Genomic DNA, 19,416 nt, shown 5'->3' with positions numbered 1-19,416 from the left:
GCGCGCGCGACTCCGCCCCGTGCCGCGCCGCAGCGCCCCTCGCTTGTTCCCGCAACGGCGCGGGCGCCCGGCCCTGGGTAGGGGTTGTCACAGGGGTTGGGGCGAGAGAGAATGTCAACGGGTGATGAATTATGTCGTGTGTGATCGCGGGCGGAGGGCCCGCAGGCGCGATGCTGGGGTTGCTCCTGGCCAGGGCCGGCGTCGAGGTGACGCTGCTGGAGAAGCACGCCGACTTCCTCAGGGACTTCAGGGGCGACACCATCCATCCGTCCACCATGGAGGTGCTGGACGAGATCGGCCTGGCGGAGGAGTTCCTGAAGCTGCCGCACCGCAAGGCGAACGAACTGAGCATGCTCACCGACAGCCGGCGGATCAGGCTGGCGGACCTGCGCCGCCTGCGGACGCGGTTCCCGTTCATCGCGTTCGTCCCGCAGTGGGACTTCCTTGAACTCATCACGTCGCAGGCGCGGCGCTACCCGAACTTCCGCCTGCTCATGCAGGCCGAGGCGTACGACCTGGTGCGCGAGGGCGGCGCGGTGCGCGGCCTGCGCTACCGCGACGCCTCGGGCGAGCACGAGATCAGGGCGGCGCTCACGGTGGCGGCCGACGGACGGCACTCGGTGCTGCGCCGCCGGGCCGGCCTGAGACCGCGCGAGCTCGGCGCGCCCATGGACGTGCTGTGGTTCCGCCTGCCCCGCAAGGAGTCCGACCCCGACGAGCCGTTCCTGCGCATCTCGAGCGGCCGGATCATGGTCGCGATCAACCGGGAGACGTACTGGCAGCTGGCCTACCTGATCCCGAAGGGCGCGTACGAGCGGCTGGCCGCCTCCGGCATCGACGCGCTGCGCGGGCCGGTGGCGGAGCTGCTGCCGTTCACGCGGGACAGGATCGGCGAGATCGCGGGCTACGAGGACGTCAGCATGCTGACGGTGGCGCTGAACCGGCTGCGCCGCTGGCACCGGCCGGGGTTCGTGTGCATCGGCGACGCCGCGCACGCCATGTCGCCGGTGTTCGGCGTCGGCATCAACCTGGCCGTCCAGGACGCGGTCGCCGCGGCGAACCTCCTCGCGCGCCCCCTCGCGGCGGGCGCGCCGATCCCGGAGCGGACCCTCGCCCTCCTGCAGCGGCGGCGCACGCCCCCCACGGTCGTGACGCAGGCGGCGCAGCGGATCGTCCAGAACCGCGTGATCCGCCCGGCGCTGAGCCGGAGTTTCGATCCGTCCTTCCTGCCGTCGGACGTCAGCGAGTTCCCGCTGCTCAGCAAGGTCACGCGGCGGTTCATCGGCTTCGGCGTGCTCCCGGAGCACGTACGGACGTGACATAGGCTTCTCAGTAGGTGGACAGGTAGGTCGGTACGCACGACCCAGTGGAATACCCTCGTATCTCGTGAGCAGCAAACTCGTGGATCTCGATTCCTGGCGAGCGCTCCCCGCGGCGCAGCAGCCCGACTGGCCCGACCGCGGCGAGCTCGACAAGGTCGTCGCCGAGCTCGGCGGCCTGCCTCCCCTCGTCTTCGCGGGCGAGTGCGACCAGCTCAAGCAGCAGCTGGCGGCCGTCGCGCGCGGCGAGGCGTTCGTCCTGCAGGGGGGTGACTGCGCGGAGACGTTCTCCGGCGCCACCGCCGACAACGTGCGCAACAAGCTCAAGACGCTGCTGCAGATGGCGATCGTGCTGACCTACGCCGCCAAGGTGCCGGTCGTGAAGATCGGCCGGGTGGCGGGCCAGTTCGCCAAGCCGCGCTCCAAGCCCACCGAGATCCGCGAGGGCGTCGAGCTGCCCGCCTACCGCGGCGACATGGTCAACGGCTTCGACTTCACGCCGGAGGCGCGCACGCCCGACCCGTGGCGGCTGCTGAAGGCCTACCACTCGTCGGCCGTGACGCTGAACCTGGCCCGCGCGTTCACCAAGGGCGGCTACGCCGACCTGCGCCAGGTGCACGCCTGGAACCAGGACTTCGTCGGCGAGTCCCCGGCGGGGCGCCGCTACGAGCAGCTCGCCAGGGAGATCGACCAGGCGCTCGCGTTCATGCGCGCCTGCGGCGCGGAGCCCGAGGAGTTCCACACGGTCGAGTTCTACTCCTCGCACGAGGCCCTGATCCTCGACTACGACCGCGCGCTCACCCGCATCGACTCGCGTACGGGCCTGCCGTACGACGTGTCGGCGCACATGGTCTGGATCGGCGAGCGCACCCGCCAGCTCGACGGGGCGCACGTCGACTTCTTCTCCCGCATCCAGAACCCGATCGGCGTCAAGCTCGGCCCCACCACCACGCCCCACGAGGCGCTGTCCCTGGTGGAGAAGCTCAACCCGCACAACGAGGCGGGGCGGCTCACGTTCATCACCCGCATGGGCGCCTCCAAGGTCCGCGAGCTCCTGCCAGCGCTGGTGAAGGAGGTCACGGCCGCCGGGGCGCAGGTGGCGTGGCTGTGCGACCCGATGCACGGCAACACCTTCGAGGCGCCGAGCGGGCACAAGACGCGCCGGCTCGACGACGTGCTCGACGAGGTGGCCGGGTTCTTCGAGGTGCACCGCGCGCTGGGCACCCACCCGGGCGGCATCCACATCGAGTTCACCGGCGACGACGTCACCGAGTGCGTCGGCGGCGGACACGAGATCGCCGAGGACGACCTCGCCACCCGCTACGAGACGGCCTGCGACCCGCGCCTCAACCGCGGCCAGTCGCTCGACCTGGCCTTCCGCGTGGCGGAGCTCTACCGCGCCTGACCTGCAGGGCCTGGCTCACGGCCTGATCCAACGGTCCGGCCCGTCCTTGTGCGACCCTCTGCGCGACCGTTCCGGGCGCGGGCATCCTTCGGTGCCCGCGCCCGACGCACATAGCTCACAACCTGCAAGAAACCCGGCGAATGCCGTTCTAGTACGGCTATGATCACCCGAAAAGCATGGATTTTCGGGAGAAACCGTGGACAGTGCCCCGGAGGGGGTCGACCCCAGCGTCCCCAACGTCGCGCGGATGTACGACTACTACCTCGGCGGCAAGGACAACTTCGCGGCCGACCGCGAGGCGGCGGAGCAGATACTCAAGCTGTTCCCCGCGACGCGCGACTCCGCGCGCGAGAACCGGGCGTTCCTGCGCCGGGCGGTGCGGCACCTGGCCGACTCCGGCATCCGGCAGATCGTCGACGTGGGCGCGGGCCTGCCGACGCAGGGCAACACCCACGAGATCGCTCCCGAGGCCCGCGTCGTCTACGTCGACTACGACCCGGTGGTGTGCGCGCACGGACGGGCGCTGCTGGCCAGGCGCGAGAACGTCGACTTCGTCCAGGCCGACGTGAGGCAGCCGGGGGCGCTCCTGGAGAAGCTGGACGGGCTGATCGACCTCGACCGCCCGGTGGCCTTCCTCATGCTGGCCATCCTCCACTTCATCCCGGACGACGTCGCCTACCCAGCGGTGGGCAAGCTGCGTGAGGCGAGCGCGCCGGGCAGCCACCTCGTGATCAGCCACGCCATCGACGCCAAGCCCGACACCACGCCGCAGGCGCTGGAGGTGTACAGGCAGTCGACGGCGGCACTCAACCTGCGCACCCACGAGGAGATCGCGCGTTTCTTCGACGGCTACGAGCTGGCCGAGCCGGGGCTGGTGTACCCGAAGGACTGGCGCCCCGAGGGCCCGGTGACGGGCGGCACGGCCATCGGCTACGCGGGGGTCGGCCGCAAGCTCTGACCCCGTCGACGTTCCGGACGTGAGGAAGGCCCCGCCGGTCGGCGGGGCCTTCCTCACGTTCTCAGCCCTGCTGGGCGTTCTTGAGCTCTTCGGCCAGCTCGGCCCTGATGGCGTCCATGTCGAGCGCGCGGACCTGGCGGATGAGGTCCTCCAGCGTCGGGGCCGGGACGGCGCCGGCCTGGGCGAAGACGACGATGCCGTCGCGGATCGCCATGAGCGTGGGGATGGACGTGATGTCGAAGCCCTGCGCGAGCCCCTGCTCGGCGTCCGTGTCGATCTTGCCGAACGTGATGTCCTCGTGCTTCTCGGACGCGGCCTCGAAGATCGGCCCGAACTTCCGGCACGGCGGGCACCAGGTCGCCCAGAAGTCGAGCAGGACGATCCCCTTGTCGGCGATGTCGTTGAAGTTCTTCTCGGTTACTTCGATGGTCGCCACAAGTGGCTCCTCGCTCGTCGGTGGACTCTGTCGCAGTACCTGTCAACCACGTACCCATCACCAGCATTCCATGCCCGGGCCCGGGCCGCGCGCCGCGCGCGACCCGGGCCTCGACCTGCGGCGACGGGACGGGCTCAGCGGCCGCCCGGCAGGGTCAGGCCGACGACGAGCGGGTCGTGGTCGGAGGAGCGGTAGGCGTCGGGACGGTAGAGGTCCGGCGGGTTGTACTCGGTGTTGTAGTCGAGGACGCGCGGCTCGTCGGCGTTGATGTGCCAGATCGTGGCGCTGGTGACGCGCTTGAGCAGCTGCCGGCCGACGAAGGCGTGGTCGAGCTCGCCCGACTGGCCCTGGAACAGGTAGCTGTAGCGCTGCTCCTCGGGCACGAACTTCTTGGTGACGCTGGTCAGGCCGCCCGCCTCCAGCGTGTCGATCGGGTCCTCCTCGCCGTAGGCGTTGAGGTCGCCGAGGACGATCGGGTTCGGCAGGTCGTCCACGATCTGCAGCAGCGCCTGCGCCTGCTTGACGCGGGTGGCGTTCCAGCAGCTCTGCCCGTCGCCCTGGTCGGCGTCCGGGCCGCCGGCGGGGCAGCTGCCCTTCGACTTGAGGTGGTTGACGACCATGGTGAACGGCTGGCCGCCGGTGACCCTGCGGAAGGTCTGGATGAGCGGCGGCCGGGTGAAGACCGGGTCCTGCGAGGAGGACGCCTCGCCGACCGGCTTCAGCTTGGCGGGCTTGTAGATCAGGCCGACGTGGATGACGTCGGTGCCGGGGTTCGGGTGCCGCAGCGCGGCGTACGTGCCGGCTCCGACCTCGGCGTTGAGCGCGTCCACGAGGGCCTGGAGCGCGGTCTGGCCGTTGTTCTCGACCTCCATCAGCGCGACCGCGTCGGCGTCGACGCCCTTGAGCGCGGCCACCAGCTTGGCGAGCTGCCGCTGCTGCTCCTGCGGGTTGCTCGCGCCGCGCGTGCCGACGGTGGTGAACCAGTTGAGCGTGTTGAACGACGCCACGGTGACGTTGCCCACGACGGGCTCCGGGCGCGGCGTGCGCGGGTTGGCCCCGGCGTACGGGACGGGCTGGGTGGGCTGGAGCCGGTACTGGCCGAAGCCGTAGCCGAGCACGCCGGTCAGGCCGGTGGCGACGTCGCCGAGCCGCACGATCGGGGGCAGCGTGGCGGGGTTCTCGCGGGTGGAGCCGTCGTCCAGCAGGAGGGAGCGGCGCTTGTCGGCGGCGGGGTCGACGCCGGGCCTGTCGGTGGACTGGAAGACGCGCCCGCCGGCGGCGAGGGTGACCTCGCCGTAGCGGCCGAGGTTGTAGGTGTCGCTGACGGTCAGCGGCTGGGGGAAGGTCAGGAGCATGTTCTCGACGGCTTCGAGGCCGTCGCCGGGCAGCGTGTACGGCTGGGGCGTCACGGCGCCGGTGCCGCACACGTCCACGGCGCTGACGGGCGACAGCTCGGTCCAGCCGTTGTACTCGGTCGCCTTGCCGGTGACGAGGACGCGATCGCCGGGCTTGACGTCCTTGAAGGACTCCCGGGCGAAGACGAACAGGCCCTCGGAGGTCCTGGGGTCGGAGTCGGGCCGCGGGTCCTGGATGAAGAAGCCGCTGAGCTGGTCGGTGCGCTGGAAGTCACCGGTGACGACGCCTTCGACCCGTACGGTCTGGCCGGGGACCGGGGTGGCGTCGCCGGCGCCCTGCACCTGCGAGACGCGGTGCGTCGCGGGGGTGTCGCAGGCGGCCGCGGCGGCCGAGTCGGCGAGAGCCGGGGTGGCGCCGAGCGCCACGACGAGGAGGGCGCCGAAGGAGGCCCGAGGTAAAACACGCATGACCGGCACTGTAGAGCCAGTTTTGACCACATAATTCCACGTAAATGTGGCTAGAACATTAAATCATCGAACCTTGACAGTGCTCCGGGGCGGGTATGAGCACTGCATGGACTGGGTCACCTGCGCGTATTCGGCCGCATGCACCGGAGTCGCCCACCAGCCGTCCGGTCACTGCCTCGCCCACCTGCCCCCCGACGACCTGGCCGCCGCGCTCGCCGGGATGGCCCCCGGCCGCCTGCTCGACCTGCGCGGGACCGTGCTCACCGGCGACCTGCTCGCCCGCGTGCTGGAGGCGGCCGGCCACCGCCCCGGACGCACCCGCCTCGACCGGGCCAGGTTCACCGGCGACGTCAGGCTCGCCGGCGTCACGTTCGCCGGGGACGTCTCGCTCGACGGCGCCAGGTTCGACCGGCTGGCGTCGTTCTTCGGCGCCCGCTTCGAACGCAACGTCTCCCTGGCGGGCGCCGTCTTCGCGCGCGAGCTGTCCTTCCACGGCGTGCGGGCGCGGGGGCACGTCTCGCTGGAGCGCGCCGTGATGTCGCGTGACGCGCTGTTCGGCCAGGCCGTCCTCGAACGCGGCCTGTCGTGCGAGCGGGCCAGGTTCGACGGGTACGCCACGTTCGACGGCGCGCGGATCGGCGACGGCGCGGCCTTCCGCGGCGCCAGGTTCGGCCGCACGCTGTCGTTCCGCAAGGTGACGGGGAGCGCCGGGTTCGACGGGGCGCACTTCGCCGCCGACGCGTACCTGTCGGCCACGGGCCGCCTGTCGCTCGTGCGGGCCCGCGCCGACGGCCTGCTCGACATGACGGTCGCCGGGTGCGGCGTGGACCTGCGCAGGACCGAGGTGGCGGGCGCCACCACGCTGCGGCTCACCGACTCGTACGCCGACCTGGAGGGCGCGGTGCTGCGCGGCCCCGCCACGGTGACGGGCAGGGGCAGGTCGAGGGTGACGTCGCTGCGCGGGGTGGACGCGCCCAGCCTGGCGTTATCGGGCCTGGACCTGTCGGCCTGCAGGTTCGCGGGGCTCGCACACCCGTCGGGGGTGCGGGTGAAGGACTGCACGTTCGCGCTGACGCCGCGCGGGCTGCGGGTCAGCGTGCGCAGGCCGATGGTGCGCTGGTTCTCCCGCCGCAGCGCCCTGGCCGACGAGCGCACCCTGCTCACCGGCGACCCGCAGGACGGCCCGTGGGCGACACCGGGCGGCCTGGCCGACCTCTACGCCGAGCTGCGCGGCCGGGTGGACGACCGCGGCACCTCCGACGACTTCGCCTTCGCCGCGCTGGAGATGCGCCGGCAGGCCGCGGGCCGCCGCTGGACGATCATGCCGTGGCTGTCGGCGTCCTCCCTGGCGTCCTTCCTGGTGTTGTCCCTGGTGTCCTCACGGGCGGCCTGCCTGGTGTCCTCCCGCAGGACGGGACGGTTCGCGGCCTGGTTCGCCCTGCTGGCCGCGGTCACCGCGGGCGCGGTGCTGTGGACGTCGGCGTCGCACGCCGAGCGGCGGGCCGGCACCCACGTCCCGTCCGTCCACGGCTGACGCCGGGCCGTGGGAGCCGGCGCGCCGCCTACAGCTCGCCCGCGATCTCCTCGATCTTCGAGAAGTGGGAGCGCCAGCCGCCTCCCATGATCTTGCGGGCGAGCACCTGCGCCTCGTCGCCGGGGTCGAAGCCCTCGTGGTCGAACAGGACGCGGGTGCCCCGGCCCTCGGGACGCAGCCGCCAGGTGACGGTCCAGTCGGCCCGCCTGCCGTCGCTCCAGCTGATGCGCAGCAGCTCACCCGGCTCGAACGCCAGCACCTCGCAGTGGACGACCCCGTCGAACCCGACGTTCCTCCTCGGCGCGGTGGTGAACGTGAAGCGGTGCCCCACCTCCAGCCTGAAGTCGTTGGGCATGAGCCAGCGGGCGATGAGCTCCGGCTCGGTCAGCGCCCGCCACACCTTCTCCGGCGGGTGGGCCACGTACTGGTCGAGCCTGATGGCCCGCTGGTCGTCATCCATCGTTCTCCTCGCTCTCCTGTGTCGCGTCCGTCTCCTCCAGCTCGTCGAGCAGCGCGCTCAGGCCGGTGAGCCGTTCGCGCCAGAACCGCTCGTACGGCGTGAGCCAGTCGCGGACCTCCATGAGCGGCGCCGCCTCCAGGCGGTAGTGCCGCTCCCTGCCTCTGCGCGTCTCGGCCACGAGACCGGCGTCCCTGAGCACCTTCAGGTGCTCGGAGACGCTCGGCCTGCTCATGTCGAACCGCTCGGCGAGCCGCCCGGCGGGCTGCGCCCCCTCCTCCAGCAGCAGGCGCAGCAGCTCGCGCCGGGCGGGGCTGGCCAGCGCCGCGAACACGGGGTCGGCCGTCATGCCGGAATCACCATGCCGGACACTATATGTAGGAAAATTCCTACATCACAACCCGTAGGGGAGATCCCCGATGGCCGGGGAGCCGGCCGGGTCGTACACTCGGATCATGCTGATCGACGACTACGTGGCCGATCTCGGCCGGGCCCTGTCCGGGCCGGCGGGCGCGAAGCGCGACCTGGTCGTCGAGGCACGCGACAGCCTGGTCGACACCGCCGACGCGCTGGAGGACGAGGGGCTCGACCGGGCGGAGGCCGAGCGGCGCGCGGTCGAGGAGTTCGGGCCCGTCACGGTCGTCGCGCCCGGCTACCAGGCCGAGCTCACCGCGTGCGCCGGGCGGCGGCTCGGCATGCTGCTGTTCATCAGCGTGCCCGTCACCGTGCTCATGTGGTCGGTGCTGTGGCGCCTCTACCCGGCCGACCCGGTCTCGTGGGCTCGCCAGCCCGCCTGGTACCACCCGGTCTCCCGGCTGCTCGACGTCCTGCAGCTCGGCACCGGCCTGTACGGCGGGCTGGCGCTGTTCGCGCTGGGCCGGGGCGTGCGGTGGCTGCGGCCCCGCCCGGTGACGAGGTCGCTGGGCGTGCTCGTCTGGACCATGCTGCCCGTCACCTTCGCGCTCAGCCTGCTGCTGTCGCACGGCACGTCCGCGCCCAACACGCTCGGCTTCCTGCCCTCGGTGCCGGCCAACCTCGTGACGGTGGCGCTGTGGGGCATGCAGATGTACGGCGCGACGCGCTGCCTGCGGATCAGCCGGACGACGACGGCCTGACGTCGGCGCGCAGCACGCTGCCGATCACGCCCGCGAACTCGCGCCAGGCCGACCGTTCCCCTTCGAGCTGCTTCCTTCCCGACTCGGTGAGCCGGTACGTACGCCGCTTGCGCCCGCCCACCGTGGCCCACTCGCTGTCGAGGTGGCCGATGCGCTCCAGCCGGCGCAGCGCCGGGTAGACGGTGCCCGTCGGCACGTTCAGCACGCCGCCGCTGCGCTCCTGGAGCGCCTCGATGATGGCGTAGCCGTGCAGGGGCCCCCGCTCGAGCACCGAGAGCAGCAGGGCGTCCATGTGCCCGCGCAGCGCGTCAGGGTTCATGGCTCAGATCTTAGGCAACCGTTCCTCATGTAGACAGTCTACATGTAGGCTCTCTATATGTAGACAGACACAACAAGAAGGTGGACGGGGAATGGACGTACTCGAACTGGCGCGGACGCAGTTCGCCGTGACGGGAAGCCTGCACTTCCTGTTCGTCGTGCTCACGCTCGGCCTGGCGCCCCTGGTGGCGATCATGCACACCCGCTGGGCGATCTCCGGCAGGCCCCTCCACGAGGGGATGACCCGGTTCTGGGGGCAGATCTACGTCGTCAACTACGCGCTGGGCATCGTCACCGGCCTGGTGATGGAGTTCCAGTTCGGCCTGTCCTGGGCGGGCCTGTCGCACTACGCCGGCGACGTGTTCGGCGCGCCCCTCGCCATGGAGACGCTGCTGGCCTTCTTCCTGGAGTCCACCTTCCTCGGACTGTGGATCTTCGGATGGGGCCGGCTCCCCCGCCTCCTCCACCTGGCCTGCATCTGGCTCGTCGCGCTCACCGCGTACGCCAGCGCGTTCTTCATCATGATCGCCAACTCGTTCCTGCAGAACCCCGCCGGCACCGTCGAGAGGGGCGGCAGGCTGGAGCTCGTCGACTGGGGCGCGCTGGTGGCCAACAAGGCGTTCGTCTTCTCCTTCCCGCACGTCGTCGGGGCCGGGCTGTTCACCGGCGCGATGGTCATGGTCGGCGCGAGCGCGTACCACCTGCGCCGCCGCACCCCCGACGCCGAGTTCTTCACCAGGTCGCTGCGCACCGGCGTGGTCATGGCCGCCGTCGGCATCATGATCACCGTCGCCTTCGGGTACGCGCAGTTCGCCGGCGTGCAGGAGGACAAGTTCTCGGCCAAGACATGGGCGGCCGTCCCGCTCGGCTTCATGATCGAGTTCGGGCAGCTGCTCGCGCTCGTCGTGCTCTTCGTGATGCTGCCGATGATCGGCGTCCTCCACCGGTGGCGCTGGACGCACCCGCTGCTCATCATCATGACGCCCGTGCCGTTCGTCCTGGCCGTCCTCGGCTGGCTGGCCAGGGAGGTCGGACGCCAGCCCTGGATGATCTGGGGCAAGCTCACCGTCGCCGACGCCCTGTCCCCCGGGCTCACCCCCGGCATGGTCACCGCCTCGCTGATCGGCTTCACCGCCGTGCTCGGGCTGCTGGCGATCGTCGACTACGCCCTCATCGCCCGGATGGTCCGCCGCGGGCCGCGCGACCTCGCCCTCGGCGCCCCGGCCGCCGACGCCCCCCGCTCCCCCGCCCTGAGCCTGTAGGAGAGACATGGACGTGATCTGGTTCGCCGTCTTCGCGCTGCTGCTCGCCGGATACTTCGCCCTGGAGGGCTTCGACCTCGGCGTCGGGCTGCTGCTGCCCGTGCTGGGCAGGAGCCGCGACCGCCGCGACCGGATGGTCGCCGCGATGGCGCCGTACGTGCTGGCCAACGAGGTGTGGCTGGTCGCGCTCGCGGGGACCCTGTTCGGCGTCTACCCGCTGCTCGAAGGCCCGGTGCTGTTCGGGCTCTACCCGGTCGTGGTCGCCATGCTGCTGTGCTGGATCGTGCGCGACACCGGGCTGTGGTTCAGGCGCAGGCTCGGCGGCCCGCGCTGGCGCGCCTTCTGGGACGGCCTGGTCTGGCTCGGCTCCCTCGGCCTGGCGTACGGCTGGGGCCCCGCGCTCCACGGCGCCGCCACCGGCTCGCCGCTGCACCCGCTCGGGCTGATGCTCGGCGTGGTCACCACCCTCCTGATGGCCTTCCACGGGTGGACGTTCCTCGCCTGGCGCGCCCCCGCGCTCACCGGCACGGCACGGCCGGGACGCGCGCTGCTGGTGTCGGCCGTCGTGGCCGCGCTCCCCGCGCTCGCGGTGATCGCCCTGAGCGCGCCCCACTTGCTGGACCACACCACCCCCGGCACTACATTGAATGTGCTCAGTCTCATGGTGCTCCCCTTCGCACCGGTCATGCTGGGCGCGCAAGTATGGGTGTGGCGCACTTTCCGTCCAGGCGAGGACGCCCCCCGGACCCCGTCGTTCTTCTGAGGCCACGTGCACAAGGATCTCCTGCGGCTCATGCGGGCCGAGCGGTCGGTGCGCCGCCACCTGGCGGTCACCCTGGCCGCCGCCGTCCTGGCGGGGCTGCTCGTGCTGGTGCAGGCCGAGCTGCTGGCCGGGGTGCTGTCCGGCCGGTTCACCGCGGTCGCGCTCGGCGGCGTGGCCGCGGTCGTCGCCGCCCGCGCCCTGCTCGCCTGGACGCAGGGGGTCTTCGCCGGTCACACCGCCACCGCCGTCAAGTCGGCGCTGCGGCGGCGGCTGCTCGCCCGGCTGCAGGAGCTCGGCCCCGGCCGGCTCACCTCCCACCGCTCCGGCGAGCTCGTCACCCTGACCGGTCACGGGCTCAACGGCCTCGACGCCTACCTGACCGGCTACCTGCCGTCGATGGCCGTCGCCGGGGTGGTGCCGCTGGCGGTGCTCGTCCGGCTTTTCGCCGCCGACCTGAGCAGCGCCGTCATCGTCCTCGTCACGCTTCCGCTCATCCCCGTCTTCGGCGCGCTCGTCGGCATGACCACCAAGGCCGTCACCGAGCGGCAGTTCCACGCGCTCGCGCGGCTCGGCGGCCACTTCCTCGACGTCGTGCGCGGGCTGCCGACGCTGCGCGCCTTCGGCAGGGCCCGCCACCAGGCGACCGTCATCAAGCAGGTCGCCGACGCCCACCGCGCCGCCACCATGCGCACGCTGCGCGTGGCGTTCCTGTCGGCGCTGGTGCTGGAGCTGTGCGCGTCGCTGTCGCTCGCGCTCGTCGCCGTGCCGATCGGGCTGCGGCTGCTCGGCGGCTCCCTCGACCTGACGACCGCGCTGCTGGTGCTCCTGCTCGCGCCCGAGGCGTACCTGCCGCTGCGGGCCATGGGCACCCGCTTCCACGCCTCCATGGAGGGCGTCGCCGCCGCCGACGCCGCCTTCGCCGTCCTGGACGAGGCCGCCGCCGAGCAGCCCCGTGGCACCCGCGCCCCCGAGCGGTCCGGCGCCCCCGAGATCCGCCTGGAGCACGTCACCGTCCGCTACCCCGGCCGCGACGTCCCCGCCCTGCGGGACGTCAGCCTCACCATCGCCCCGGGCGAGCGGGTCGCTCTCGTCGGCGAGAGCGGCGGCGGCAAGAGCACGCTGCTCCACCTCGTCATGGGCTTCGTCACGCCGTCCGAGGGGCGCGTCCTCGTCGACGGGGTCGACCTGCGCGAGCTCGACCCGGCCGCCTGGCGCTCCCACCTGGCGTTCGTCCCGCAGCGCCCCCACCTGTTCGCCACCTCGGTCGCCGACAACATCCGGCTGGGCGCCCCCGGCGCGTCGCTCGGCGACGTCCGCCGCGCCGCCGAGTCGGCCCACGCCGCCGGCTTCGTCGACGAACTGCCCCAGGGCTTCGACACGGTGCTCGGCGAGCGCGGCGCGAACCTGTCCGCCGGGCAGCGCCAGCGCGTCGCCCTGGCCCGCGCCTTCTGCCGTCCCGGCGCGTCGGTGCTGCTGCTCGACGAGCCCACCGCCCGGCTCGACGGGCGCAGCGAGGCCGCCGTGGTGTCCGCCACCGCCGAGCTGGCCGAGGGCCGCACGGCCGTCGTCGTCGCCCACCGGCCCGCCATGATCGCGCTCGCCGACCGGGTCGTCCGCGTCCAGGACGGCCGCGTCGTGTCCGACACCGGCGCGGGCGACCGGGCCGCCGCCCCCCTGGAAGGAGGACGGCGATGAACCGCCGCACCGGCGTCAGGCTGCTGTGGGCCGTCCTCGCCGGAGCCGCCGCCGACCTGGCCGGGCTCGGGCTCATCGCCGCCGCCGCCTGGCTGATCACCCGCGCCGCCCAGCAGCCGCCGCTGGCCGCGCTCAGCGTGGCGATCGTCGCCACCAGGGCGTTCGCCACCGGCAAGGGCGTCTTCCGCTACACCGAACGCCTCACCGGCCACGACGTGGCGCTGCGCGCCCAGGCCGGCACCCGCGAGCGGCTCTACGAGGCGCTCATCCCGCCGCAGCAGCCCCGCCACGGCGGCGCCGACCTGCTCAGCCGCATGGTCGACGACACCGAGGCCGTCCAGGACCTGCTCGTCCGCTGCCTGCTGCCCGCCGCCGCGGCGGCCGTCGCCGGGCTCGCCGCGGTCGTCGCCGGGCTCACGCTGCTGCCCGTGGCCGCGCTGGTGCTCGTCGCCGGGCTCGTGCTGGCCGGCGTGCTGCTGCCCGCCGGCACGGCCGCCGCCGCCAGGCGCTGGTCCGCCAGGATCGCCCCCGCCCGAGCGGCGCTGGCCGGGCGCGTGGCCGACCTCGTCCACGGCTCCGCCGACCTGGCCGCGTACGGCGCCGACGACGCCGCGCTGGCCAGGGCGCTGGCCGCCGACGAGGAACTGGCGGCCCTGGAGCGCCGCCAGGCGCGGGTCCACGCCGCCGCGCTCGCCGGGGGCGTGCTCGTGCAGGTGCTGACGGTGGTCGCCGTGGTGCTGCTCGCCCAGGGGGCGGGCGTCGGCTCCGTCGGCACCGCCGTGCTCGCGCTGACGTCCCTCGTGGCCTTCGAACCGGTGCTGCCGCTCGCCGCGGCCGGCGAGCGGCTCGCGGGCATCCTCGCCGCGCTCAGGCGGCTGAGGGAGGCCCGCTCCACCCCTCCGGCCGTCACCGAGCCCGCCGCGCCCGCCCCGAAGCCCGAGGCCCCGCTGACCGTCGAGATCGACGACCTCGTCGTCCGCCACACCCCCAGGCACGGCGAGACGGCGACGCCCGGCCGCGACGGCGAGGCGGCGGCGAGGCCGGCGCTCGACGGGGTGTCGCTGCGGCTGACCCCCGGCAAGCGGGTCGCCGTCGTCGGTCCGAGCGGCGCGGGCAAGAGCACGCTCCTCGCGGCGCTGATGCGGCTCGTCGAACCCGAGTCGGGCGCCATCCGCGTCAACGGCGTCGACCTCGGCGAGCTGTCAGGTGACGACGTGCGCACCCTGATGACCGGCCTCACCCAGGACCCGTACGTCTTCCGCACCACCGTGCGCGACAACCTGCGTCTGGCCGGCCCCGACGCCGACGACGAGCGGCTGCTGCGCGCGGTGCGCGACGCCCGGCTCGACGCCTGGGTGGAACGCACCGGCTGGGACGCCGAGCTGGGCGAGGACGCCACCACCGTGTCCGGCGGGCAGCTCCAGCGCCTCGCCCTGGCCAGGGCGCTGCTGTACGACCCGCCCGTCCTGCTGCTCGACGAGCCCGCCGAGGCCCTGGACGAGGAGACGGCCGACCGGCTCATGGCCGACCTGCTCGACGTCACCAGGCACCGCACGACCCTGCTCGTCACGCACCGGCTCAAGGGCCTGGAGTCGGTGGACGAGATCGTCGTGCTCGACGAGGGCCGCGTCATCCAGCGCGGCCGCCACGACGACCTGGTGTCCGCGCCCGGCTACTACCGCGACCTCTGGGAATCCGAAGCCCTCACGAGGGCCTGACCCCGCGGTCGCCGTCTCCGCGCCTCCCCCTTGGCCCTGCACGGCAAACAGGTTTACGATACAAACCAGTTTGCGGAGGAAAGGGACGGCCATGGTGGACGACGACGCGGTACCCGGCCCCGAGGAGACGTTGCGCCTCATCGAGGAGCAGCGCGCGGCGACGGTACGCCGGCTCAAGGGCGACCCGCTGCTGTTCTACGCGCCCTGGGGCACCGCCTGGCTGATCGGCTTCACCGCGTTCTTCCTGCACTACGGGCTGGACGGCCGGCCGTACGCGCCGATCAGCCAGGGCCAGGCCCTGGCCGTGCTCATGGCGGCCCAGATCGTCGCGGGCGGGGTGGCCGCGCTCGGCATCGTACGGGCGAGCAGGCTCACCCGCGGCGAGAGCACCGCCAAGGGCGCGATGTTCGGCTACGCCTGGTGCGCCGGGATGCTGCTCATGGGGATCATCGCCTCGCGCATGAGCCCGCAGCTTCCCCCCGCCGAGGCCACCCTGATCTGGGCGGGCATGTCCATGCTCGTCGTGGCCGTGCTGTACATGGCCGGTGGCGCCATCTGGCTCGACTGGCGGATGTTCTTCGCCGGCGTCTGGGTGGCCGCCGTGAACGCCCTCGGCGTCCTGCTGGGCATCGGATGGCACGCCCTGCTGACGGCGGTGCTGCTGGGCGGCGGGTTCATCGTCATGAGCCTGTGGCTGAGGCGCCGCGGATGACCGCGCACCAGGAGCTGCCCGAACTCGACCCGGTGATCCACGCGCAGGCCCGGCTGCGGGTCGTCGCGGCGCTCAACACCCTGGGCGGCGGCGACGAGCTGGCCTTCCCCGCGCTGAAGGAGCTGCTCGGCATGACCGCGGGCAACCTGTCCGTGCACCTCAGCAAGCTGGAGGACGCCGGATACGTCCGCATCACGAAGACGCACAGGGGGCGCACCCCCGTCACCTACGTCTCGCTCACCAAGCGCGGCCGGCTGGCCTTCGAGGACTACACCAAGGCCATCCGCGCCCTGCTCGACGCCTCGGGAGGCATCACGTGACCGTACTCGCGCGCGCCGTCGAGGCCAGCCGCCGCTACGGCGACGTGCTGGCGCTCGACCGCGTCTCACTGGACATCCGCGCGGGCGAGCTGGTGGGACTGCTCGGCCCGAACGGCGCGGGCAAGTCCACGCTGATCAACCTGTTCGCCGGACTGCGCAGGCCCACGTCGGGCACGGTGGAGCTGCTCGGCGGCTCCCCCGCCGACCCGGTCACGCGGCGCGCCATCGGCGTGACGCCGCAGGAGACCGGCCTCCCGGAGTCCTTACGTGTCGGCGAGATCGTCGCGTTCGCCGCGGCGCACTACCCGCGCCCGGCCGACAGGGACGAACTGCTCGCCAGGTTCGGGCTGGACGGCCTGGTCAGGCGGCAGGTGGGCGGCCTGTCAGGCGGGCAGCGGCGGCGGCTGGCCGTGGCCCTCGCGTTCGCCGGCGACCCGCGACTCGTCTTCCTGGACGAGCCCACCACCGGCCTGGACGTCGAGGCCAGGCGGGCGCTGTGGGACGGCGTGCGCGCGTTCCACGAGGCGGGCGGCACCGTGCTGCTGACCAGCCACTACCTGGAGGAGATCGAGGCGCTGGCCGAGCGGGTCGTCGTGGTGGGCGAGGGCCGCGTCCTGGCCGACGACACCGTGCGCGCCATCCGCGAGACGGTGGGCGTCAGGCGGGTCTCCCTCGTGGCGGACGACCTGCCCGAACTGCCCGGGGTCTCCGGCGTGGAGCGGTCGGACGGGCGGATCCACCTGGTGACGCCCGACTCCGACCGGCTGGTGACCGCGCTGGTCCTGAGCGGCGTCCCGTTCTCCGGCCTGGAGATCAGGCCGGCCACCCTGGAGGAGGCGTTCCTCGCCATCACCGCCCGCAGGACCGAGCCGTCCGACGAGACGCGCGGGGCGGGGCCGTCCGACGAGACGAAGGAGCGCTCGCATGCCTAGCCTGGTCCTCGCCCACACCCGCTACCAGCTGCTCGAACAGCTCCGGGTGCCGATCGGCCTGCTGGCCGGCTCGCTGTTCCCCGCCATCTCCATGCTGGCCTTCGTGGTGCCGTTCGCCGGACGCGACCCGCGGGCGGCGACGGCGGCCACGGGCTCGATGATGCTGTTCGGCGCGATGTCGTCGGCGCTGATCGGGCTGGCGCTCTCCGTGGCGCAGGACCGCGAGCAACCGTGGAACACCTACGTCCGCACGCTGCCCGCAGGGCCGTTCCCCCGCTTCGCCGGGCGGATCCTGTCCACGCTGGCCGTCATGCTGGTCTCGGTGGTGCCGGTGCTGCTGGTGGCGGCGCTGCTGACCGAGGCCACGATCACGCCGGGACGCCTCGCGCTCGGACTGGCGGCGCTGGTCGCGGGCTGCGTCCCGTTCATGCTGATCGGCCTGTTCCTCGGGTTCCTGCTGACGTTCAAGGCCGCGCTCGCGGTGTCGCAGATCGTGTTCTTCCCGGTGGCGATCCTCGGCGGGCTGCTGCTGCCGCCGCAGACGCTGCCCGGCTTCGTCGAGGCGGTGTCACCGTACGTGCCGAGCCGGGGCGCCGCCGAGCTGATCTGGGCGGCCACCTCGGGCGTGACGCCCGGCCCGGTGCCGCTGGTCATGCTGGCCGTCTGGACCGCCGGCGCGGCGGCCGCCGCCGCGTGGGCCTACCGCCGCGACGAGGGCCGCCGATTCACCTGAGGGACGGGGGTGTGCCGCCGAGTCCGCAGCGATCTCAACGGCACACCCGTCCATGAGGGGGTCTTTGGGTTATTTCTTCGCGTCGAGGGTGACCGTGACCTCGTTGGCCTTGCCGTCCCTCATATATGTGATCTTGACCTGTTGGCCGGGTTTGAAACCTCTGACCTGTCCAACTACAGTATCTCCTCCGTCAACTGCCTTGTCGCCGATCCTGGTGATGAGGTCTCCCTGGCGCAGACCCGCCTTCTCCGCAGGGCTTCCCTGCGTCACCTGCCTGATCAGCGCGCCCGGCACGTCCCCCGTGGCGTCGGTGACGCTCACGCCCAGGAACGCGTGGCTGACCTTGCCGCTGCTGATGAGCTGCTCCGACACCTGCTTGGCGGTGTTGATCGGAATCGCGAAGCCGACGCCGATGTTGCCGCTGCTGCCGCCGTTCGTCGCGATGGCGGTGTTGATGCCGATCAGCTGGCCCGCCGCGTTGACCAGCGCGCCGCCCGAGTTGCCCGGGTTGATGGCGGCGTCGGTCTGGATGGCGCCGCCGATCGTGGTGGTGCTGTCCTGGCCCTGCCGGCCCCAGCCCGGCGGGACCTGCTGGTCCTGCTCGCCGCCGACCGTGAGGGTGCGGTCGAGCGCGCTGACGATGCCCATCGTGACGGAGCCGTCCAGGCCGAGCGGGCTGCCGATGGCGAGCACCGAGTCGCCCACCCTGAGCTGGTCGCTGTCGCCCAGCGCGGCCTTCGTCAGCCCGGACACCCCCTCCGCCCGGATCACGGCGAGGTCCGTGGCCGGGTCGGTGCCGACGACGCTCGCCTTGGCCGTCCTGCCGTCGCTGAACTTGACCGTCATCTGGCCGCCGCCCTGACCGGCGCCCACGACCACGTGGTTGTTGGTCAGGATGAGGCCGTCCTCCGACAGCACCACGCCGGAGCCCTCACCGGTCTGCCCCTGGATCATCACGACGGACGGCTGCACCTTCGCCGCCACGTCCGCGACCGTCATCTCGTTGGACGCCTGCTTGAACACGGGGCTCGGCGCGCTGACGACCTGCCGCTCCGGCTGGAACGCGGTGGCGACGACGGCCCCCACCGCGCCGCCGCCGATCGCCGTCGCGGCGAGCGCGAGCCCGGCGATGGCCTTCCGTCCGCCGAAACCGAACTTCCTGGACGGCGCAGGAGGAGGCGGCGGCGGCAGCGGCTGCCCCATGGTGATGGTGTCCCGCCGGGGGAAGCCCCCGGGGGTCGGCGGCGTGGCGCCGAACTGGCTCCACCCGCCGGTGCCCTGCTCGCGAGGCTCGTTCGCGTTCATTGTCATCTCCCTCAAATCCCTATGACTCAAGGGTGGCAAGACACGCGTAAGACCAGCTTAAGGGGATGATCGAAGAAGAATGAGACGGTTCACGGCCGCCTTATCGATGCTGGTGGAAGCCCGCTTCCCCGTGTGCCCACGGCGGGAAACCGGTTCCCGCGACGTCCACACGGGTGGTGCCCCTCATGATGCGCGCTCCCAAGGTGACCGGCGTGGGCGCCACCCCGATCCGGGCGGACCGGCCCCGGCCGATCGCGTGTGACCGCCCGCCCCGCGACACCGCGGCTCCGGGCTGCACCTGGACCGCCCCTTCACGCGCGGGGCTCGACGGCAGTCAGCGGCGGTCGCGCAGGTACAGGCCTATCCCCAGACAGATCCCCACCTGGGTCAGGGCCATGGTGACGTACCGAGCCCACGGCATGGACGCGTCGCCTGCCGCCACGGAGACCGACACCCCCAGGAGGAAGGAGAACGACGCCAGGATCACGCCGCTGATGGCGAGCGTGGCCACGGGACGTGCGTGCACCCGCGTGCCGTACCACTTGGAGGCGCTGGTGATCTTTCTCTGCGTCGACGCGATCAGGGTCACGCTCACGATCATGGCACGCCGG

Annotated in this window: 20 protein-coding genes; 13 read left to right on the top strand and 7 right to left on the bottom strand. The window is 72.5% G+C overall.

All coding sequences use genetic code 11. The features are described from left to right. Nucleotides 1-131: 131 nt before the first annotated feature. From BMX74_RS24645 to BMX74_RS24635, 3 genes are all read left to right on the top strand, one after another. The gene (locus BMX74_RS24645; RefSeq protein ID WP_091103078.1) at nt 132-1,319 is read left to right on the top strand and encodes an FAD-dependent oxidoreductase; all 1,188 of its coding nucleotides are present in this window, start codon (nt 132-134) and stop codon (nt 1,317-1,319) included. Between the two features lie 67 nt (nt 1,320-1,386). Beyond that, a complete protein-coding gene (locus tag BMX74_RS24640; RefSeq protein ID WP_055502796.1) occupies nt 1,387-2,724 on the top strand; it encodes a class II 3-deoxy-7-phosphoheptulonate synthase in 1,338 nt (445 codons plus the stop codon). 196 nt (nt 2,725-2,920) lie between these two features. Then, nucleotides 2,921-3,682: an SAM-dependent methyltransferase gene (locus BMX74_RS24635; protein WP_082534822.1), complete on the top strand. Its 762-nt coding sequence runs from the start codon at nt 2,921-2,923 to the stop codon at nt 3,680-3,682. 61 nt (nt 3,683-3,743) lie between these two features. Here BMX74_RS24635 and BMX74_RS24630 read toward each other — a convergent pair whose 3' ends face one another. Next, entirely contained in the window at nt 3,744-4,118 is a 375-nt protein-coding gene (locus BMX74_RS24630; RefSeq protein WP_055502797.1) for a thioredoxin family protein, read from the bottom strand. A 134-nt stretch (nt 4,119-4,252) separates the two neighbouring features. Next, on the bottom strand, nt 4,253-5,941 hold the full coding sequence (locus BMX74_RS24625; RefSeq protein WP_091103076.1) for an ExeM/NucH family extracellular endonuclease: 1,689 nt from the start codon (nt 5,939-5,941) through the stop codon (nt 4,253-4,255). A gap of 106 nt (nt 5,942-6,047) precedes the next feature. On the opposite strand from BMX74_RS24625, the gene BMX74_RS24620 reads away from it, so the two are divergent. Then, on the top strand, nt 6,048-7,475 hold the full coding sequence (locus BMX74_RS24620; RefSeq protein WP_091103075.1) for a pentapeptide repeat-containing protein: 1,428 nt from the start codon (nt 6,048-6,050) through the stop codon (nt 7,473-7,475). Between the two features lie 28 nt (nt 7,476-7,503). Here BMX74_RS24620 and BMX74_RS24615 read toward each other — a convergent pair whose 3' ends face one another. Together BMX74_RS24615 and BMX74_RS24610 are read right to left on the bottom strand one after the other, a co-directional pair. Beyond that, nucleotides 7,504-7,935 (bottom strand): SRPBCC family protein, encoded by a 432-nt coding sequence (locus tag BMX74_RS24615; RefSeq protein ID WP_055502799.1) that lies wholly within the window; start codon nt 7,933-7,935, stop codon nt 7,504-7,506. After that, nucleotides 7,928-8,281 (bottom strand): ArsR/SmtB family transcription factor, encoded by a 354-nt coding sequence (locus tag BMX74_RS24610; RefSeq protein WP_055502800.1) that lies wholly within the window; start codon nt 8,279-8,281, stop codon nt 7,928-7,930. Before BMX74_RS24610 ends, BMX74_RS24615 begins: the two co-directional genes overlap by 8 nt. A gap of 106 nt (nt 8,282-8,387) precedes the next feature. Between BMX74_RS24610 and BMX74_RS24605 the strand changes: the two genes are divergently transcribed. After that, the gene (locus BMX74_RS24605) at nt 8,388-9,047 is read left to right on the top strand and encodes a permease prefix domain 1-containing protein (protein WP_091103180.1); all 660 of its coding nucleotides are present in this window, start codon (nt 8,388-8,390) and stop codon (nt 9,045-9,047) included. Here the strand turns inward: BMX74_RS24605 and BMX74_RS24600 are convergent. Then, on the bottom strand, nt 9,025-9,366 hold the full coding sequence (locus BMX74_RS24600) for a helix-turn-helix transcriptional regulator (protein WP_055502801.1): 342 nt from the start codon (nt 9,364-9,366) through the stop codon (nt 9,025-9,027). The genes BMX74_RS24605 and BMX74_RS24600 overlap by 23 nt on opposite strands. 91 nt (nt 9,367-9,457) lie before the next feature. Between BMX74_RS24600 and BMX74_RS24595 the strand changes: the two genes are divergently transcribed. The 8 genes from BMX74_RS24595 to BMX74_RS24560 all read left to right on the top strand — a co-directional run bounded on the left by BMX74_RS24595 (nt 9,458) and on the right by BMX74_RS24560 (nt 17,500). Next, on the top strand, nt 9,458-10,627 hold the full coding sequence (locus BMX74_RS24595) for a cytochrome ubiquinol oxidase subunit I (RefSeq protein WP_091103073.1): 1,170 nt from the start codon (nt 9,458-9,460) through the stop codon (nt 10,625-10,627). A gap of 7 nt (nt 10,628-10,634) precedes the next feature. After that, nucleotides 10,635-11,390 carry a cytochrome d ubiquinol oxidase subunit II gene (locus tag BMX74_RS24590; RefSeq protein ID WP_091103071.1) on the top strand — a complete coding sequence of 252 codons (756 nt, stop codon included), beginning with the start codon at nt 10,635-10,637 and terminating at the stop codon, nt 11,388-11,390. A gap of 6 nt (nt 11,391-11,396) precedes the next feature. Continuing rightward, complete coding sequence (cydD, locus tag BMX74_RS24585; RefSeq protein ID WP_201784503.1) at nt 11,397-13,085, top strand: thiol reductant ABC exporter subunit CydD; 1,689 nt, start codon at nt 11,397-11,399, stop codon at nt 13,083-13,085. Continuing rightward, a complete protein-coding gene (cydC, locus tag BMX74_RS24580) occupies nt 13,082-14,803 on the top strand; it encodes a thiol reductant ABC exporter subunit CydC (RefSeq protein WP_091103070.1) in 1,722 nt (573 codons plus the stop codon). The genes cydD and cydC overlap by 4 nt, the downstream gene beginning before the upstream one ends. A 91-nt stretch (nt 14,804-14,894) precedes the next feature. Next, on the top strand, nt 14,895-15,515 hold the full coding sequence (locus BMX74_RS24575; RefSeq protein ID WP_055502805.1) for a hypothetical protein: 621 nt from the start codon (nt 14,895-14,897) through the stop codon (nt 15,513-15,515). Further along, a complete protein-coding gene (locus BMX74_RS24570) occupies nt 15,512-15,835 on the top strand; it encodes a winged helix-turn-helix domain-containing protein (protein WP_055503988.1) in 324 nt (107 codons plus the stop codon). Before BMX74_RS24575 ends, BMX74_RS24570 begins: the two co-directional genes overlap by 4 nt. Continuing rightward, nucleotides 15,832-16,767: an ABC transporter ATP-binding protein gene (locus BMX74_RS24565; RefSeq protein WP_091103068.1), complete on the top strand. Its 936-nt coding sequence runs from the start codon at nt 15,832-15,834 to the stop codon at nt 16,765-16,767. Before BMX74_RS24570 ends, BMX74_RS24565 begins: the two co-directional genes overlap by 4 nt. Continuing rightward, complete coding sequence (locus tag BMX74_RS24560) at nt 16,760-17,500, top strand: ABC transporter permease (protein ID WP_055502806.1); 741 nt, start codon at nt 16,760-16,762, stop codon at nt 17,498-17,500. The genes BMX74_RS24565 and BMX74_RS24560 overlap by 8 nt, the downstream gene beginning before the upstream one ends. 69 nt (nt 17,501-17,569) lie before the next feature. On the opposite strand, the gene BMX74_RS24555 is transcribed toward BMX74_RS24560, so the two are convergent. Continuing rightward, on the bottom strand, nt 17,570-18,805 hold the full coding sequence (locus BMX74_RS24555; RefSeq protein ID WP_091103066.1) for a S1C family serine protease: 1,236 nt from the start codon (nt 18,803-18,805) through the stop codon (nt 17,570-17,572). A gap of 334 nt (nt 18,806-19,139) precedes the next feature. Continuing rightward, nucleotides 19,140-19,394, bottom strand: coding sequence for a hypothetical protein (locus tag BMX74_RS24550; protein WP_143078752.1), 255 nt, complete (start codon nt 19,392-19,394; stop codon nt 19,140-19,142). Nucleotides 19,395-19,416: the final 22 nt, after the last annotated feature.

The organism is Nonomuraea pusilla (genome assembly GCF_900109355.1).
Classification (GTDB): domain Bacteria; phylum Actinomycetota; class Actinomycetes; order Streptosporangiales; family Streptosporangiaceae; genus Nonomuraea; species Nonomuraea pusilla.
This window is presented reverse-complemented; position numbering and strand designations above follow the sequence as displayed.

What these genes read in the sequence shown, in the direction of transcription:
- BMX74_RS24645 (WP_091103078.1), top strand. Translation starts at nt 132, where the DNA reads ATGTCGTGTGTGATCGCGGGCGGAGGGCCCGCAGGCGCGATGCTGGGG.
- BMX74_RS24625 (WP_091103076.1), bottom strand. Translation starts at nt 5,941, where the DNA reads ATGCGTGTTTTACCTCGGGCCTCCTTCGGCGCCCTCCTCGTCGTGGCG.
- BMX74_RS24620 (WP_091103075.1), top strand. Translation starts at nt 6,048, where the DNA reads ATGGACTGGGTCACCTGCGCGTATTCGGCCGCATGCACCGGAGTCGCC.
- BMX74_RS24615 (WP_055502799.1), bottom strand. Translation starts at nt 7,935, where the DNA reads ATGGATGACGACCAGCGGGCCATCAGGCTCGACCAGTACGTGGCCCAC.
- BMX74_RS24610 (WP_055502800.1), bottom strand. Translation starts at nt 8,281, where the DNA reads ATGACGGCCGACCCCGTGTTCGCGGCGCTGGCCAGCCCCGCCCGGCGC.
- BMX74_RS24605 (WP_091103180.1), top strand. Translation starts at nt 8,388, where the DNA reads ATGCTGATCGACGACTACGTGGCCGATCTCGGCCGGGCCCTGTCCGGG.
- BMX74_RS24600 (WP_055502801.1), bottom strand. Translation starts at nt 9,366, where the DNA reads ATGAACCCTGACGCGCTGCGCGGGCACATGGACGCCCTGCTGCTCTCG.
- BMX74_RS24595 (WP_091103073.1), top strand. Translation starts at nt 9,458, where the DNA reads ATGGACGTACTCGAACTGGCGCGGACGCAGTTCGCCGTGACGGGAAGC.
- BMX74_RS24590 (WP_091103071.1), top strand. Translation starts at nt 10,635, where the DNA reads ATGGACGTGATCTGGTTCGCCGTCTTCGCGCTGCTGCTCGCCGGATAC.
- cydC (WP_091103070.1), top strand. Translation starts at nt 13,082, where the DNA reads ATGAACCGCCGCACCGGCGTCAGGCTGCTGTGGGCCGTCCTCGCCGGA.
- BMX74_RS24575 (WP_055502805.1), top strand. Translation starts at nt 14,895, where the DNA reads ATGGTGGACGACGACGCGGTACCCGGCCCCGAGGAGACGTTGCGCCTC.
- BMX74_RS24570 (WP_055503988.1), top strand. Translation starts at nt 15,512, where the DNA reads ATGACCGCGCACCAGGAGCTGCCCGAACTCGACCCGGTGATCCACGCG.
- BMX74_RS24560 (WP_055502806.1), top strand. Translation starts at nt 16,760, where the DNA reads ATGCCTAGCCTGGTCCTCGCCCACACCCGCTACCAGCTGCTCGAACAG.
- BMX74_RS24555 (WP_091103066.1), bottom strand. Translation starts at nt 18,805, where the DNA reads ATGAACGCGAACGAGCCTCGCGAGCAGGGCACCGGCGGGTGGAGCCAG.